Source organism: Pseudomonas sp. LD120 (assembly GCF_009861525.1).
In the GTDB taxonomy this organism is placed as follows: Bacteria; Pseudomonadota; Gammaproteobacteria; order Pseudomonadales; family Pseudomonadaceae; genus Aquipseudomonas.
Window position 1 is genome coordinate 1,048,364 of sequence record NZ_WVHL01000003.1, and the last position, 15,329, is coordinate 1,063,692.

A 15,329-nucleotide genomic window follows, 5' to 3' on the forward strand; every position below is an offset into this window, starting at 1 on the left:
TGTTTTTGTAGTGACGCCTGTGAGTGGAGAGCATCAGCAAACTGTTCCCGTGTTACTCGTTCTTGCCACCGATCAGGGTGGCCGGTAACACCCGGCCGCACATTGGCTTAACTCGCGTTACGCGCCCTGGCTACGCGGGAGCCGGTTGGACGACCCAGCACAGTGCAGATCTGCCGTCCGGCCTCGATCAGGCGCTCCATGTCGATACCTGTGTGGATACCCAGACCATTGAGCAGGTACAACACGTCCTCGGTGGCGACATTGCCGCTGGCACCTTTGGCATAGGGGCAGCCACCGAGTCCGGCGATCGAACTGTCGAACACCGCGATGCCCTCCAGCAGGCTGGCGTAGACGTTGGCCAGGGCCTGGCCGTAGGTGTCGTGGAAGTGTCCGGCGAGTTTTTCCCTGGGCACATGGGTGCCGACTACCTCGAACATCTTGCGGGTGGCGCCAGCAGTGCCGGTGCCAATGGTGTCGCCCAGGGACACTTCGTAGCAGCCCATGGCGTACAACTCCCGAGCCACCAGTGCCACTTGTTCCGGAGCCACTTCGCCTTCGTAGGGACAGCCCAGCACGCAGGACACATACCCACGCACGCTGACGCCGTGCTGTTTGGCGGCGTCCATGATCGGTGCGAAGCGTTCCAGGCTTTCGCTGATGGAGCAGTTGATGTTGCGCTGGGAGAACGACTCTGACGCGGCAGCAAATACCGCGACCTCCTTGACCCCGGCAGCCAGTGCGTCTTCAAAGCCCCGCAGGTTGGGCGCCAGCGCGCCGTAGACCACATCCGGCGTGCGCTGGATACGGGCGAAGACTTCGGCCGAGCCGGCCATCTGTGGCACCCATTTGGGCGAGACGAAACTGCCGACTTCTATATAGCCCAGGCCGGCGGCGCTCAAGGCATCCACCAACTGCACCTTGTCGTCGACGCTGATGGGCTGGGCTTCGTTTTGCAGACCGTCGCGCGGGCCGACTTCGATCAGGCGTACATGGCGGGGGAGTGACATTGAGGTTCACCTTGTAGAAATGATGGCGGATGCCCGCGCTGGCTGTGCGGGGTTGTCAACGGTTATCGGGCGGCGTTTTTCTGATTCTGGATGGTTTGCTCCAGCGCCTGGGTGCAACGCTCTTCGGCGGTGTCCAGTTCCAGTTTCATCTGTTCGATATCCAGCAGTTGCTGCTCAAGTTGCTCACGGCGCTCGGCGATTTTCGCCAGCATGCTGTGCAACTGTTTCAAGTTGCCACTGGTGGGGTCATAGAGTTCGATCAGTTCGCGGCACTCGGCCAGGGAAAAACCAATGCGCTTGCCCCGCAGGATCAGTTTGAGGCTGACTTTGTCGCGGGGAGAGTAAATGCGCTCCTGACCGCGTCGCTCGGGCGCCAGCAGTCCCTGTTCTTCGTAGAAACGGATGGCTCGGGTGGTGATGTCGAGCTCGCGGGCGAGGTCGGAGATGCTGTAGGTCTGGCTGCTCATGGAGGCGCTCAAGGTGGGACTTGGCGCTAAGCTAAAGGCAGGTTTACGTATACGTCAAGCAATCTGCAGAGGGCGCTTTCGCCAGCAAGCTGTTTCCTGCTGTGCGCGGGCAGAAGGCGCCTGCTGGCGAACAGCGGTCAAACCGCTTTTTGGTCGAGCTTTTTTTCGTGGGCGGCAACCTGCTGGCACAACTCGATCATTTGTTCGCGCATCCAGCGGTTGGCCGGGTCCTGGTCAGTGCTTTCATGCCAATAGAGGTGGGTTTCCACGGGCGGAACATCGTTGACCGGCAGATTGAAGGCGTGCAGGTCGTGGCGCCGGGCAAAGCGTTCAGGCACGGTCATCACCATGTCGGTCTGTTGCAGCACTTGCGAAGCCATCAGGTAGTGCTGAGAACGCAAGGCGATCTTGCGCTGGATGCCCATCTTGCCCAGTGCCAGGTCAACGTGACCCAGGCCGCTGCGGCGACTGGAAATGTGGATGTGGGTCAGGGACAGGTAGTCGTCCAGGGTGAACTTTTCCTTGCCCGCCAGCGGATGGCCCTTGCGCATGGCGCACACGTAACGGTCCTCCATGAGCCTGACATGGCGTACCTGTGGGTCGGTGTTGAGGGGGGCGTCCACGGCAAAATCCAGGCGCCCGGCCGCCAGTTCCTTGGTGGTTTCCCGGCGTTTGGAGAGGAAGCTCTCGATGATCACCGCCGGCGCCAGGCGTCGCAGGCGCTGGAACAACGGCGGCAGGATCACGGCTTCGGTCAGGTCGGTCATGCTGATGCGGTAGGTCTTGACTGCTTGCAGAGGGTTGAAAATCCGACTTTCCTGTACTGAAACCCGTAGCAGGGACAGCGCATTGCGTACCGGGCCGATGATGTTCTGCGCCATGGGGGTGGGCACCATGCCCTGGGCGGTCCTGACGAACAGCGGATCGTTGAAGGTCTCGCGCAGACGCGCCAGGGCGTTGGACACCGCTGGCTGGGTGATGCCAACGATTTGTCCGGCACGGGTCAGATTGGCTTCGGTGTAGATCGCGTCGAAAACGATGAAGAGATTGAGGTCGACCTTGCTCAGATTCATGGCGCTGCACTCTATTTATTGTTAGGGCCGGTAGGGGGCGTGGATGCCTGCGAAATCAGCCGATCATATATCGGTGATGAATGTTAATACATGCCGAGAATAGACTAGGTAAATTTTCGTAGCTGATCTAGCATCGATTTCAGTCCCCTAACACCTGTTCTTCACAAAGGTAGAGCTGCCCATGGATTTCGCCTATTCCCCCAAGGTTCAGGAACTGCGTGAGCGTGTTACCGCGTTCATGGATGCCTATGTATATCCGGCTGAAGCGGTCTTCGAGCGTCAGGTCGCCGAAGGCGATCGCTGGCAGCCGACCGCGATCATGGATGCGCTCAAACTCAAGGCCAAGGCTGAGGGGCTGTGGAATCTGTTTCTTCCGGAGTCGGAGCTGGGGGCTGGCCTGACCAACCTTGAATATGCGCCGCTGGCCGAGATCATGGGCCGTTCGTTGCTGGGGCCTGAGCCATTCAACTGCTCGGCGCCGGACACCGGCAACATGGAAGTGCTGGTGCGTTATGCCAACGAAGAACAGAAGCAGCGCTGGCTGCAGCCGTTGCTGCGTGGCGAGATTCGTTCCGCCTTTGCCATGACCGAGCCGGACGTGGCCTCGTCCGACGCCACTAACATGGCCGCCCGGGCGGTGCGTGATGGTGATGAATGGGTGATCAATGGCAAGAAGTGGTGGACCTCGGGTGCTTGTGATCCGCGTTGCAAGATTCTGATCTTCATGGGGCTGAGCAACCCGGATGCGCCCCGTCACCAGCAGCATTCGATGATCCTGGTGCCGGTGGATACCCCCGGGGTGAAGATCGTCCGTCCGCTGCCGGTGTTCGGCTACGACGATGCGCCTCACGGTCACGCCGAGGTGTTGTTCGAGAACGTCCGCGTGCCTTATGAACATGTGCTGCTGGGTGAAGGCCGTGGTTTCGAAATAGCCCAGGGCCGCCTTGGTCCGGGGCGGATCCACCACTGCATGCGCTCCATTGGCATGGCCGAGCGGGCGCTGGAACTGATGTGTAAGCGCTCGGTGAACCGCACGGCGTTCGGTAAGCCATTAGCCCGCCTGGGCGGCAACATCGACAAGATCGCCGACTCGCGGATGGAGATCGACATGGCGCGGCTGCTGACTCTCAAGGCCGCTTACATGATGGACACCGTAGGTAACAAGGTGGCGAAAAGCGAGATTGCCCAGATCAAGGTGGTGGCACCGAACGTGGCCTTGCGAGTGATCGACCGGGCGATCCAGATACACGGTGGGGCGGGAGTGTCCAATGACTTCCCATTGGCCTACATGTACGCCATGCAGCGCACCTTGCGCCTGGCGGACGGCCCGGACGAAGTGCACCGGGCGGCAATCGGCAAGTACGAAATCGGTAAATATGTGCCCAAGCAGATGCTGCGTAGCGGGCATTGATGGGCGCGCCGCTGGCTTGCCAGGCCATGTGTGTGGCAGGCCGGCGGCGTGCGTTCAGTACACCCAGACTTCCACCCGACGGTTCTTGATCCGGCCCTCGTCGGCACTATTGGCGGCCACCGGCAGTTGTGCGCCGAAACCGCGAATCTCGCGAAATACCACGCCGCTTTTCACCAGCTCGCGCCGTACGGCCATGGCCCGCAGCTTGGACAGCAGTGCGGCGCGCGCGCTGTCACTCTTGGCATCGCCAAAACCTGCCAGGGTGACTTGGCGGTTCATTTTGCCGTGCTGGCGAACGTAAGCCAGTACCCGGTTCAGGTCCTGGCGAGCCTTGCTGTCCAGATTGGCGCTGCCTTCCTCGAAGCGGAAATTCACCGTCAGGCGTTGGGCTTCTCGGCTCAGTGCTTGATAGGCCTCGGGCATCTGCGGGTTGGGCGACACGTGCATGGCTTGCACGGTCTGAGCGACAAAGCCGTTGGCCGCCACGATGGACTGACCCTGGGCGCTTTGGGCGAAGTTGACCAAGGCTTTGGCCCAGGGATTTTGCCCGTTGGGTGGCAGGTACAGGTACAGGCGCCGCGACAGCGGGTAGTCCTCGGTGGCGATCAGGCTGTTGAGCGGCAACATGGGTTGTGAGTCGCCGTCGACGATGGCCACGGCTTTGGCCTGACGCACGTAAGGCAGGCCGATAAAGCCGACTCCCTGAGGGTCATGGCTCACTGCGTCGGACAACTGCTCGCTGGACTCAAAGCGCTGGGCGAGGGGGCTCAGGGCCTTCCCGCGACGGCTGAGCACCAGCTCCTTAAAGGTGTCGTAGGTGCCGGATTGATCATCCCGGGCATATAGATGTACCGCTCCGCCCACGCCTCCCAGTTCTTCCCAGGTCTTGATCTCACCGCTGAATAGTCGGGCCAGTTGTTCGGTGTTGAGTCGGTTCAGTGGATTGTGCGGGTGCAAGATGATTGCCAGGCCATCGATGGCGATCACCTGCTCGGCGCCTGGGCTCTTCAGGTCTCCAAGGTTTTCCAGTTCCACCAGTTCGCTGTCCTTGATCGGCCGTGAGGCGGCGGCCAGGTCGGCAGTGGCTTGTTCCAGGGCTGAAAAACCGGTGCTTGAACCGTGGGCGGCAACGTCGATCCAGACCGCCCGGCCTTGGGCGGTCTGTCCCACGATTCGCTGTTCATTGTCTTTGGTGCTGTCCTGGATCCTGACATCGCGCAATCCCTGCTGCTCCATCAGGCCTTTGGCCAGCGCCGGGCCGAGTCGGGCGCCGATGGTGTTGGAGCCCTGGATGCGCAACACGGCGCTGTTCTGTGCAGTCAGCGGCAAGGCGGCGAACGCCGACCAAGGCAGTGCGTAGCAAACGAAGCCGATCAGAAACAGGCTGATGGTCCGGCACCAGATATCTCGTTCACTGACAGTTGAAGCGCGGGGCATGGCGGCACTGGCCTTCTATATAGAGGAGGGGAAAGTGCCAGCGAGATTAAGTCAGGGAGGTGACAGGCATGTGACGGGCAGTGCTTTCTGGCCACAAATGGCAGAAGTCTTACAGCATAAATAGCTGTTTTCTCTAGTTTTTTTAGGATTTGTCCTAAAGACCGGTCTTCGGACGATGCGTAGAGTGGGCAACTTTGTCTGGCGGGGAATGGGGCGACTGCCAACGCGTCATCCCCCCGCGGATGCCTCGGCAGTGTTGTGCTGCTATTTCGTAGTATGCAAAGGAGTTACAAATGAGTGCCTGGTTCGAGCTGAAGCAGTATGGCAGTGGTGCATGCAGATTCTTGCTGAAGACAAAGGAGGCGCAGACCATGCTTCAAAGCGACCGATTCCCCTGCCGGGACAGTGCCGAGGCGGCTCTCGGACTGTTCCGCGCACACTGCGCTTCCACCGAGCGTTACGTCAAGAAAATTTCGTCCGGCGGCAAGCCTTTTTTCAAACTCAAGGCCGGCAAGGAAGTGATTCTGGTCAGTCATCTGTATGACTCGGAAGCGACCCTCGACAACGCCATCAGTGCCATCGCTGCGGCAGGTACCACCGAGCGAGTCGAAGTCGTCCAGCTGTAAGCGATAGTAGAAAGCCCATCTGATGATGGGCTTTTTTGTGCCTGTCGATCAGCTCAGTTCGAGCCAGATCGGCGCATGATCCGAAGGTTTTTCCATGCCACGCAGTTCGTAGTCGACACCGGCGTCCTTGACCCGCGGCAGCAAGCCTTGAGAGGCCATGATCAGGTCGATGCGCAGGCCGCGCTTGGGTTCATCCTCGAAGCCGCGACTGCGGTAGTCAAACCAACTGAAGCGATCGTTCACCTCTGGGTTCAGGTGCCGGAAGCTGTCCACCAGGCCCCAGTTCTTCAGGCGTGCCATCCATTCGCGTTCTTCCGGCAGGAAGCTGCACTTGCCGGTTTTCAGCCAGCGCTTGGCGTTCTCGGCACCGATGCCGATGTCGCAGTCTTCTGGGGAAATATTCACATCACCCATCACCACCAGTGGCTGCTCATTGCTGAAGCGGCTTTCCAGCAACTGCTGCAGATCGTTGTAAAAACGTGCCTTGGCCGGAAACTTGGTGGGGTGGTCGCGACTTTCGCCTTGGGGAAAGTAGCCGTTCATGATGGTGACTGGTGTGCCGTTGGCGTCGGCGAAGGTGCCCCAGATAAAACGCCTTTGGGCGTCTTCTTCATCGTCCTCAAAGCCTTTATGCAAGACCAGTGGTGCCTGGCGCGAGAGCAAGGCGACACCGTAATGGCCCTTCTGGCCATGGTAATGCACGTGATAACCCAGAGCCTGGATGTCGGCGAGAGGAAACTGCTCGTCGGCGACCTTGGTTTCCTGCAGGCCGATGACGTCTGGTTGGTGTTTGTCGATCAGCGCCGCCAACTGATGGGGGCGGGCGCGCAGCCCGTTGATATTGAACGAGACGATCTTCATGGTCGGCGGTCCTGGCAAAACCGCGATGCTAGCTGACAACGTCCGGGGCGGCCAGCGTGGCGGCGCTGCAGATGCGCTGCTAATGTCCTTGGGCGCGGGAACGATCAGCGCCGCGCAAGGTTCGTAGTTACAAGAGCGCGGCCGTTTGAGCCGGGTCCACGGGAGAGTGACCGCCATGCCTGATACTGCCAACGCCATTGCCGATATTCACATGCTCGACAGCGGTTATTCCCGCGAAGCGCGGTCGTTGTTGTACCAGGCGTATCGCCATGAACCGACGTTCGCTTTCATTTTTGAAGCCGAGCGCGCCGGTTATGAGCAGCGAGTGAGGGCTACGGTGCGCGAGCTGGTGAAGCAACATTTTCTTCAGGGCCTGCCGGCCATTGGTTTGCTGGTCAACGACCGGTTGATCGGCATTGCCTTGATCGCACCGCCCCAGCGCCGCCTGGGGATCACCGAAAGTTGGGCGTGGCGCTTGCGCATGGTGTTGAGCACCGGCTTTGGTTGCACCCGGCGCTACCTGGACTATCAGCAGGCGGTGCAGGCGTGCCTGCCCAACGACGCGGTTCATGTGTTGCCGCTGCTGGGGGTACATCCGGAGTTTCAGGGGCTGCATTTGGGTGAGCAATTGTTGGCGGCCGTACACAACTGGTGCGCCGTGGATGAGCATTCTCAAGGCGTGGTGTTGGACACCGGTAACCCGCGTTACCTGGCGTTTTATAAGCGTCAGGGCTACGAAGAGATTGGTGAAATCGCGGTAGGAACTGTCCGCGAGCACGTATTTTTTCACCCAAATCCGCAGCGCTTACAAAGCGCAACAGTCTGATATAGAACTTTCCTTGAGCTCTGTAGACCTTTCCTTGTAATTGAGCGCTCTATCACTCTCCCACGCTCGTGATAGCATCCGCGCCTATGAAGTTTTCCGGAAAATTTACCAGCGGTTTTTTGCTGTTGCTCACAAGCTGTGCGGCGCTGGCGCAGAGCGAATTGGATGTCAGAGTAAAGCCCGCCAATGCCGAGCTGAAGGCCAACGTGGAAGGTTACATTGGCGGTGTAGGCGATCGCGATGAAGAAGCCCTGCTGCGGTTCAGTCGGGGCGCTGAGGAGCAGGCCAAGAAAGCCGCTCAGGCTTTGGGGTATTACCAACCGCATATCGAAAGCGAAGTACGCGGTGGCGAAAAGCCACGGTTGTTGTTGCGTATTGATCCCGGCGAGCCAGTGCATTTGCGTAGCGTGACCATCCGTGTTGAAGGCCCGGCCGCGGCCCTCAAGTCTTTTCGAACCCCCGACAGCCTCCAACTGAAACCTGGCGCGGTGCTCAATCATGGCCACTATGAAGATGCCAAGCGTCTGATCCAGAACCAAGCGTCGCGCTACGGCTTTTTCAGTGGGCGGTTCACTCGCCAGCAACTGTTGGTGGACCCCCTGGCCGGGGTCGCGGACATCGAACTGGTCTATGACAGCGGCCCGCGTTATGCCCTGGGTCAGGTCAGCTTCAGCGGCGATTCGCTGTTCGATGAAGACTTGCTGCGGCGCATGGTGCCGTTCAAGACCGGTGCTGCCTACGATTCCGAATTGATCGCCGAACTCAATCAGGCTCTGCAATCGAGTGGTTATTTTGATGGCGTGCGGGTGGACGCTGCACCCAGCGCCGCGGAACACGATGTGATCCCGGTGGCGGTCCAACTGAAAACTCGCAAGCCTCGGACCATGGGCCTGGGCTTGGGTTATTCCACTGACGTTGGCCCCAGAGTCAAGGCCAACTGGACCCGGCACTGGGTTAACCCCCAGGGCCACAGCTACGGCTGGGAGGCGGAAGTCTCGGCGCCACGGCAGAACGTCGGTCTGTGGTACGACATTCCTTTGGACCCGCCCTTGACCGACAAGCTGCGATTTGCCGGTGGCTACCAGAATGAAGAGATTGCCGGCACTGACACCTTGAGTAAATTGCTCACCATTGGTCCCGAGTGGCACAGCAAGTTGCCCAGTGGCTGGCAACGGGTCCTCTCGTTGAAGTACCAGCGGGAGGAATATCGGCTCGGGGATGACTCGGGTTTGAGTAATTTGCTGATGCCCGGCCTGACTTATTCCTACTTGCGTAGTGACAATCGAATCGACCCACACAACGGTTATCGCATTCAGTTCGATACCAAGCTGGCCAAGGAAGGTTTGGGTTCCGACACCAATCTGTTGTACGGCACCGTGCTGCTCAAGGGCCTGACCACGGTCTGGGACAAGCATCGCTTTCTCGGTCGTGTGCAGTTCGGTGGCAGCGCTACCAACGGCTATCAATCGGTTCCGCCTTCTTTGCGTTTCTTCGCGGGCGGTGATCAGAGCGTTCGCGGTTATGACTATCAGAGCCTGTCGCCGGAAAACACCGAAGGTGATCGCATTGGTGGTCGCTACATGGTGGCCGGTAGTGTTGAGTATCAGTACTCCGTCGCCGAGAAATGGCGGATCGCGACCTTCGTCGACCAGGGTAATTCCTTCAACAAACTGGAACTGCCGAACCTCAAGACCGGGGTCGGTGTGGGCGTGCGTTGGGTCTCGCCAGTGGGTCCGATCCGGGTCGACCTGGCCCACGCCATGAATGATGACGGTGGTATTCGTTTGCACTTTTCCATGGGGCCGGAGCTTTGAAGCGCGGCTTGAAAATAGCGCTGTTGGCGCTCCTTGCGCTGGTGCTGCCGGGCCTTCTGGTCCTGGCTACGTTACTGGGTAGCCAGGCGGGCAGCCGCTGGGCCTTGGGCTGGGTGCCGGGGCTGACGCTAGAGCGTTTCGAGGGACGTCTGGGCGGTCAGTGGCGCGCCGATCAGTTGCTGTGGCAACAGGACGGCAGCCGGGTCGAACTCAGCGGGGTGCAGTTTGCCTGGTCCCCCGCCTGCCTGTTACGCATGACCCTGTGTGTCGAGCAATTACAGGCCGACCGGGTCAGCCTGCAATTTCCTCCCAGTGTCGATACCGCACAACAGTCGGCTCCCGTCAGCCTGCCGGAATTGCGCTTGCCGCTGGCCATCGAGCTGGGACAGGTGCAGGTCGGTCGCTTGCTGTTCAATGGCAGCGAACAGCTCAAGGGCTTGCAACTGGCGGCGCACTGGACCGACCAAGGCTTGCGGATCGACTCGCTGCGCGTGCAGCGCGACGACCTGAATCTGGAACTGTCCGGATTGTTGCACCCCAGTGCTGACTGGCCGCTGACGGCTGAGGGCAACCTGGGCTTGCCGGCGCCTGGCGGTGGTCCCTGGTCGCTGGCGCTGAAGGTCGAAGGCGACCTGCTCAACACCTTGAGACTCAACGCCGACAGCAGTGGTTATCTGCAAGGACGGTTGAGCGGTCAACTGCAACCTCTGGTGGAGGATCTGCCAGCGCAGGTGCGTATCACCGCCGATGGCTTCAAGGTCAGCGCCGACTTGCCGGACACCTTGCAACTGGATCAGTTGGAGCTGACCGCCAAGGGCGACCTGCAAAGCGGTTATCAGCTCAACGGCAAGGCCCGCTTGCCAGCGGAGCAGGGGCCTGTGGCGTTGCTGTTGCGGGGTAAGGTCGATGCCAAGGGCGCGCGGATTGCCGCCCTGGATCTGCAGGCCGATGACACGCAGAGCCTCAAGCTCACTGGGCAGTTGGACTGGAGTGACGGTTTTTCCGCCGAGGCCAAGCTTGCCTGGCTGGATTTTCCCTGGCATCGCCTCTATCCATTGATTGAAGAACCGGCGGTGGCGTTGCGCAGTTTCAACGCAGAAGTGGCGTACCGCGACGGCAGCTATCTGGGTAACTTCAAGGGCGACCTCGACGGTCCGGCCGGCGCCTTCAGCCTGAGCAGCCCCTTCAGTGGCGACTTGACGAAGATCTTTTTGCCGCAGCTGCAACTCACGGCTGGACAAGGTAAAGCCCTGGGGCACTTGAACCTGCAATTTGCCGATGGGCTGGCCTGGGATACGGCCCTTGAACTGTCGGCGGTCAACCCGGCCTATTGGCTGGCGGAATTGCCTGGCACCCTGGCCGGTCCCCTGCGCAGCCAGGGGGAAATGAACAATGAACAGCTCAAGCTCACCGCCAACCTCGATCTCAAGGGGCGTCTGCGAGGGCAGCCTGCGGTGTTGCAGGCCAAGGCCGATGGCGCAGGTGAGCAATGGCACCTGAGCGGGTTGCAGTTCCGCCTGGGGGACAACCGAATCACTGGTTCCGCCAGCTTGCAGCAGCAAATCGCCGGCCAGTTGGACATCAAGTTACCGCGCCTGGGCCAGCTTTGGCCGCAGTTGCGTGGCCAACTCAATGGTCGGGTGGACTTGGCGGGTACGCTCGAGTCGCCTTCCGGAAGCCTCGATCTTGCCGGGCAGCAATTGGCTTTTGCCGATAACCGACTGCAGAGCCTCAAGCTGGATGCTCGCCTTGACGGTGCGCAAAAGGCCCAGCTTGACCTTAAGGGCAGCGGGATTCAGATGGGCGATACGCAACTCGGGACGTTGACCGTGGCCGGTCGGGGCGACGTCCAGCAACAGAAGCTGCAGTTGGATCTGCAAGGGCCGTTGTTGACGTTGGCGCTGGGGCTCGATGGCACGTTGGACAAGGGTAGCTGGCGTGGACGTCTGGCCAGTGGCGAGGTGCAGACCGGCGGCCAGAACTGGGCGTTGCAGAATCCGGCCAGGTTGGAGCGCCTGGCCAACGGCGCGGTCAATTTCGGCGCCCACTGCTGGGCCAGCGGCGACGCCAGCTTGTGTGCAGACGACCAGCGGCTGATGCCCGATCCGAAGCTGCGTTATCAGCTCAAGCAGTTTCCTCTCGACAGCCTGGCCCAATGGCTGCCCAAGGATTTCGCCTGGAAAGGCGTGCTCAATGCCGATGTGCAACTGGATCTGCCGGCCAGTGGTCCCAAGGGGCAGGTCATGCTGGACGCCAGCGGTGGCACGCTGCTGGTCAAGGACAAGGGGCAGTGGCTGGATTTCCCTTATCAGGCGCTGAAACTCAATACCAGCCTCACACCGCGGCGCATCGACACGCAGTTGCAGTTCGATGGCGGCAAGCTGGGGGAGCTGATGGTTCAGGCGCAGATCAATCCGTTGCCGAAAAGCAAACCCCTGTCCGGTGATTTCCGCCTGAGGGGCCTTGATTTGTCCGTGGCGAGGCCGTTCGTGCCTATGGTTGAGAAACTCAACGGCACCTTGAACGGCAGCGGCCGCTTGTCCGGCGGGCTGTTGGCGCCTCAGGTCAACGGTAACGTGCAGTTGGTCGACGGACAGGTGTCCGGTTCCGAGCTGCCCACCAGTCTTGAGGACCTGCAACTGACGGCGCAGATCGTCGGTGAAAGTGTGCAGCTCAACGGGGGGTGGAGAAGTGGCAAGGCCGGGCAGGGTAGCCTTGACGGCAGCATCGACTGGGGGCGTGCGCTGAGTGTCGACCTGACCCTCAAAGGCACGCAACTGCCGGTCACCGTCGAGCCTTATGCGGAGCTGGAAGTGGCTCCGGATCTGAACATCTCACTGCACGACGACAAGCTGGCGATCGCCGGCAAGGTGCTGATCCCTAAAGGTCAGATCACTGTGCGCGAGCTGCCGCCGTCGACGGTCAAGGTGTCCGATGATGTGGTGATTGTCGGTCAGCAGACCGATGAGGGTAAAAAGCCCATGGTCATGGCGATGGACGTCGACGTGGAAGTGGGGCGGGATAAGCTGAGTTTCGCCGGATTTGGTCTCACGGCCAACTTGCAGGGCCATGTGCACATTGGCGACAACATGGATACGCGCGGCGAACTGTGGCTCAACGACGGTCGTTACCGTGCCTACGGTCAGCGCCTGACGGTGCGGCGTGCGCGGCTGCTGTTTGCCGGCCCCATCGACCAGCCTTATCTGGACATCGAAGCGGTGCGCAAGACCGACGACGTGACCGCCGGCATTCGCTTGAGCGGCAGCGCCGAGCAGCCGACGACGCAGATTTTCTCCGAGCCGGCCATGAGCCAAGAGCAGGCCTTGTCTTATCTGGTGCTGGGGCGGCCCCTGGGTTCCACCGGTGAAGACAACAACATGCTGGCGCAGGCGGCACTGGGATTGGGGTTGATGGGCAGCTCCGAACTCACCGGCGATATTGCCAAGAACCTGGGGATCCAGGACTTCCAACTCGATACCCAAGGCAGCGGCAACGCCACCAGCGTGGTGGCCAGCGGTAACATTTCCGAGCGGCTGAGCCTGCGCTACGGTGTGGGTGTGTTCGAGCCGGCCAGCACCATCGCGCTGCGCTACAAGCTGAGCAAGAAGGTCTATCTGGAGGCTGCCAGCGGTTTTGCCAGCTCCCTGGACATCTTCTACAAGCGCGACTTCTGAGCCCCGCCCCGTCTCGGGGCGTTCGCTTCATTTTCCTCTCATCACCGCGCACCGGTTTTATGCCGGCGCGCTGCGCCGTTTATCACGCAATTGAAGAGCATGCTAATTATTGCGTTGACATTGGCTGCCTAGGCAGTAATATCTCGACACACACTCTCTGCCTAGGCAGCTAATTGGTGGTCAGATGAAACATTTCGAACCCGACGACTTTCACAATTGCCATCTCGGCCTGCTGCTGGGGCGCGCCGCCTTGCTCAAGGACCGGATCATCGACACCCACATGGAACCCCACGGCATCACTGCGGCGCAGTTCAAGGTGCTGATCATCATGGCCCAGTTCGGTGTCGATACCCCAGCCGAGTTGTGCCGTTATCTGTCCCTGGACAGTGGGTCGATGACCCGCATGCTCGATCGCCTGGAGCAGAAAGGTTTCCTCGCTCGCAAACGTTCGGAAGGGGATCGGCGTCAGGTGCAACTGGTCCTCACGCCCGAGGGACAGAAGATTGCCAGTCGGTTGCCGCAGGTTGGCGCCGATGCAATGAACGAGTTGGCGGGGGCCATCAGTCCTGAGGAACTGAGCACCCTGGAACGGATTCTCAAGAAAATTTTGCTGGCAGCCGGTGATCCAATCACCATCCTGCGGGTAGGTGATAAATGAGCAGTAGAACCTTGCGTACGGGCATCAGCCTGGTGTCGTTGGCCATGAGCCTGGCGGGTTGCGCCAACTATAGCGGCCTTAATACACAAGGCGTGAGCCTGGAGGCGAAGAGCCTGGCGGCCGGCCAATCGCTCAATGGCGTGACCTTGTCGCCAGCGGCCTGGCCGCAGAGTGACTGGTGGAAAGGCCTGGGGGACAGTCAGCTTGATGGCCTGATCCAGGAAGCCCTGCGGGACAGCCCGGACATGCAAATCGCCAGCGCTCGCGCCCATCAGGCCAGCGCGGCCGCCTATGCTGCAGATGCCGAACGGATGCCAACCCTGGATGCCAGCGCTGGCGTCAGCCGTTCGCGTCTGGCCCGTGACCAGGATCCGGCGGGTCAGGGTGGCGCTTACTCCACGCTGCGCAATATCGGCGCCAGCTTCAATTACAACTTCGATCTCTGGGGGGGACAACGCGCCGCCTGGGAAGCCGCATTGGGTCAGGCCCGCGCCGCCGAGGTCGACCGCCAGGCCGCAAGCTTGACCCTGGCCGCCGATGTCGCCCGTGCTTACAGCGACCTGGGACGGGCGCACATCGTCTATGACCTGGCCGATGAGGACCTCAAGCGTACGCGGCAAATGCTCGACTTGAGCCAGCGCCGTCTGAGCGCTGGCATCGACAGTCAGTATCAGTACCAGCAAACCGAAAGCCTGGAGGCCAGTTCTCGGGCCAGCCTGATCGACGCCGAAAAACAATTGCAGAGTGCCAAGATCGCCTTGGCAGTGCTCCTGGGCAAAGGCCCGGATCGGGCTGACGACATCAGCCGGCCCAATGTCCTGCAAGCCAGCGCCGTGGCCCTGCCATCGACATTGCCTGCCGAGTTGCTGGGCCGCCGGCCCGATCTGGTGGCCGCCCGCTGGCGAGTGGAAGCCGCGAGCAAACACATCGAGGCCAGCAAGACGCGTTTCTATCCCAACCTCAACCTGAGCGCTCGGGCCGGTGCCGAATCGCTGCTGGGCGATGCGATGTTCGGCTCCGCCAGCCGCTTTTTCAGCATCGCGCCGACGGTGTCACTGCCGATTTTTGACGGTGGGCGCCTGCGTGCGGACCTGGACGCCCGGGACGCTGACTATGACCTTGCCGTGGCGCAGTACAACAAGACCTTGGTGACGGCCCTTGGGGAGGTCAGCGACAGCATCTCGCAGTTGCGCGATATCGGCCGGCAGATCGTTGCCCAGCAACATGCCACCGATATTGCCCAGGATTCCTACAACACCGTGGTCCAGCGTTTCGGTTCCGGGATCGGCAACTACCTGGACGTGCTGAGCATCGAGCAGCAACTGCTGCAGGCTCAGCGTCAGTTGGCCACGTTCAATGCCCGGCAGATCGACTTGTCGATTCAATTGATGCAGGCCTTAGGGGGCGGCTTCGGTGCGCAAAGCCTTGCTGCAGCCAACCCGAGCCCAGTTCCGCAGACTCACTAATTCGAGGTA

12 protein-coding genes are annotated in these 15,329 nt (G+C 60.7%); 7 read left to right on the forward strand and 5 right to left on the reverse strand.

All coding sequences use genetic code 11. The annotated features are described in order from the left end of the window. Positions 1 to 107 precede the first annotated feature (107 nt). From PLD_RS10870 to PLD_RS10880, 3 genes are all read right to left on the reverse strand, one after another. Positions 108 to 1,007, reverse strand: a complete 900-nt coding sequence (locus PLD_RS10870; protein WP_159892483.1) for a hydroxymethylglutaryl-CoA lyase — start codon at positions 1,005 to 1,007, stop codon at positions 108 to 110. A gap of 62 nt (positions 1,008 to 1,069) precedes the next feature. Further along, entirely contained in the window at positions 1,070 to 1,474 is a 405-nt protein-coding gene (locus tag PLD_RS10875) for a MerR family DNA-binding transcriptional regulator (RefSeq protein ID WP_159892485.1), read from the reverse strand. Between the two features lie 137 nt (positions 1,475 to 1,611). Continuing rightward, the gene (locus PLD_RS10880) at positions 1,612 to 2,547 is read right to left on the reverse strand and encodes a LysR family transcriptional regulator (protein ID WP_159892487.1); all 936 of its coding nucleotides are present in this window, start codon (positions 2,545 to 2,547) and stop codon (positions 1,612 to 1,614) included. A gap of 181 nt (positions 2,548 to 2,728) precedes the next feature. Between PLD_RS10880 and PLD_RS10885 the strand changes: the two genes are divergently transcribed. Next, positions 2,729 to 3,958: an acyl-CoA dehydrogenase gene (locus PLD_RS10885; RefSeq protein ID WP_159892489.1), complete on the forward strand. Its 1,230-nt coding sequence runs from the start codon at positions 2,729 to 2,731 to the stop codon at positions 3,956 to 3,958. A 54-nt stretch (positions 3,959 to 4,012) separates the two neighbouring features. Here PLD_RS10885 and PLD_RS10890 read toward each other — a convergent pair whose 3' ends face one another. After that, a complete protein-coding gene (locus PLD_RS10890; RefSeq protein WP_159892491.1) occupies positions 4,013 to 5,395 on the reverse strand; it encodes a substrate-binding domain-containing protein in 1,383 nt (460 codons plus the stop codon). Positions 5,396 to 5,766: 371 nt separating this feature from the next. Here PLD_RS10890 and PLD_RS10895 point away from each other — a divergent pair, with 371 nt between their 5' ends. Next, entirely contained in the window at positions 5,767 to 6,021 is a 255-nt protein-coding gene (locus PLD_RS10895) for a YegP family protein (RefSeq protein ID WP_256674588.1), read from the forward strand. Positions 6,022 to 6,069: 48 nt separating this feature from the next. Here the strand turns inward: PLD_RS10895 and xthA are convergent, their stop codons facing one another. Further along, the gene (gene xthA, locus PLD_RS10900; protein WP_159892495.1) at positions 6,070 to 6,882 is read right to left on the reverse strand and encodes an exodeoxyribonuclease III; all 813 of its coding nucleotides are present in this window, start codon (positions 6,880 to 6,882) and stop codon (positions 6,070 to 6,072) included. Positions 6,883 to 7,057: 175 nt separating this feature from the next. Between xthA and PLD_RS10905 the strand changes: the two genes are divergently transcribed. The 5 genes from PLD_RS10905 (at position 7,058) to PLD_RS10925 (ending at position 15,320) form a co-directional block, all read left to right on the forward strand. After that, a complete protein-coding gene (locus PLD_RS10905) occupies positions 7,058 to 7,708 on the forward strand; it encodes an N-acetyltransferase (protein ID WP_159892497.1) in 651 nt (216 codons plus the stop codon). An 86-nt stretch (positions 7,709 to 7,794) separates the two neighbouring features. After that, positions 7,795 to 9,522 carry an autotransporter assembly complex family protein gene (locus PLD_RS10910; protein WP_159892499.1) on the forward strand — a complete coding sequence of 576 codons (1,728 nt, stop codon included), beginning with the start codon at positions 7,795 to 7,797 and terminating at the stop codon, positions 9,520 to 9,522. Further along, positions 9,519 to 13,196 carry a translocation/assembly module TamB domain-containing protein gene (locus tag PLD_RS10915; protein ID WP_159892501.1) on the forward strand — a complete coding sequence of 1,226 codons (3,678 nt, stop codon included), beginning with the start codon at positions 9,519 to 9,521 and terminating at the stop codon, positions 13,194 to 13,196. The genes PLD_RS10910 and PLD_RS10915 overlap by 4 nt, the downstream gene beginning before the upstream one ends. Positions 13,197 to 13,380: 184 nt before the next feature. Then, positions 13,381 to 13,854, forward strand: coding sequence for a MarR family winged helix-turn-helix transcriptional regulator (locus tag PLD_RS10920; protein ID WP_159892503.1), 474 nt, complete (start codon positions 13,381 to 13,383; stop codon positions 13,852 to 13,854). Beyond that, positions 13,851 to 15,320, forward strand: a complete 1,470-nt coding sequence (locus PLD_RS10925; protein ID WP_159892505.1) for an efflux transporter outer membrane subunit — start codon at positions 13,851 to 13,853, stop codon at positions 15,318 to 15,320. Before PLD_RS10920 ends, PLD_RS10925 begins: the two co-directional genes overlap by 4 nt. Positions 15,321 to 15,329 lie beyond the last annotated feature (9 nt).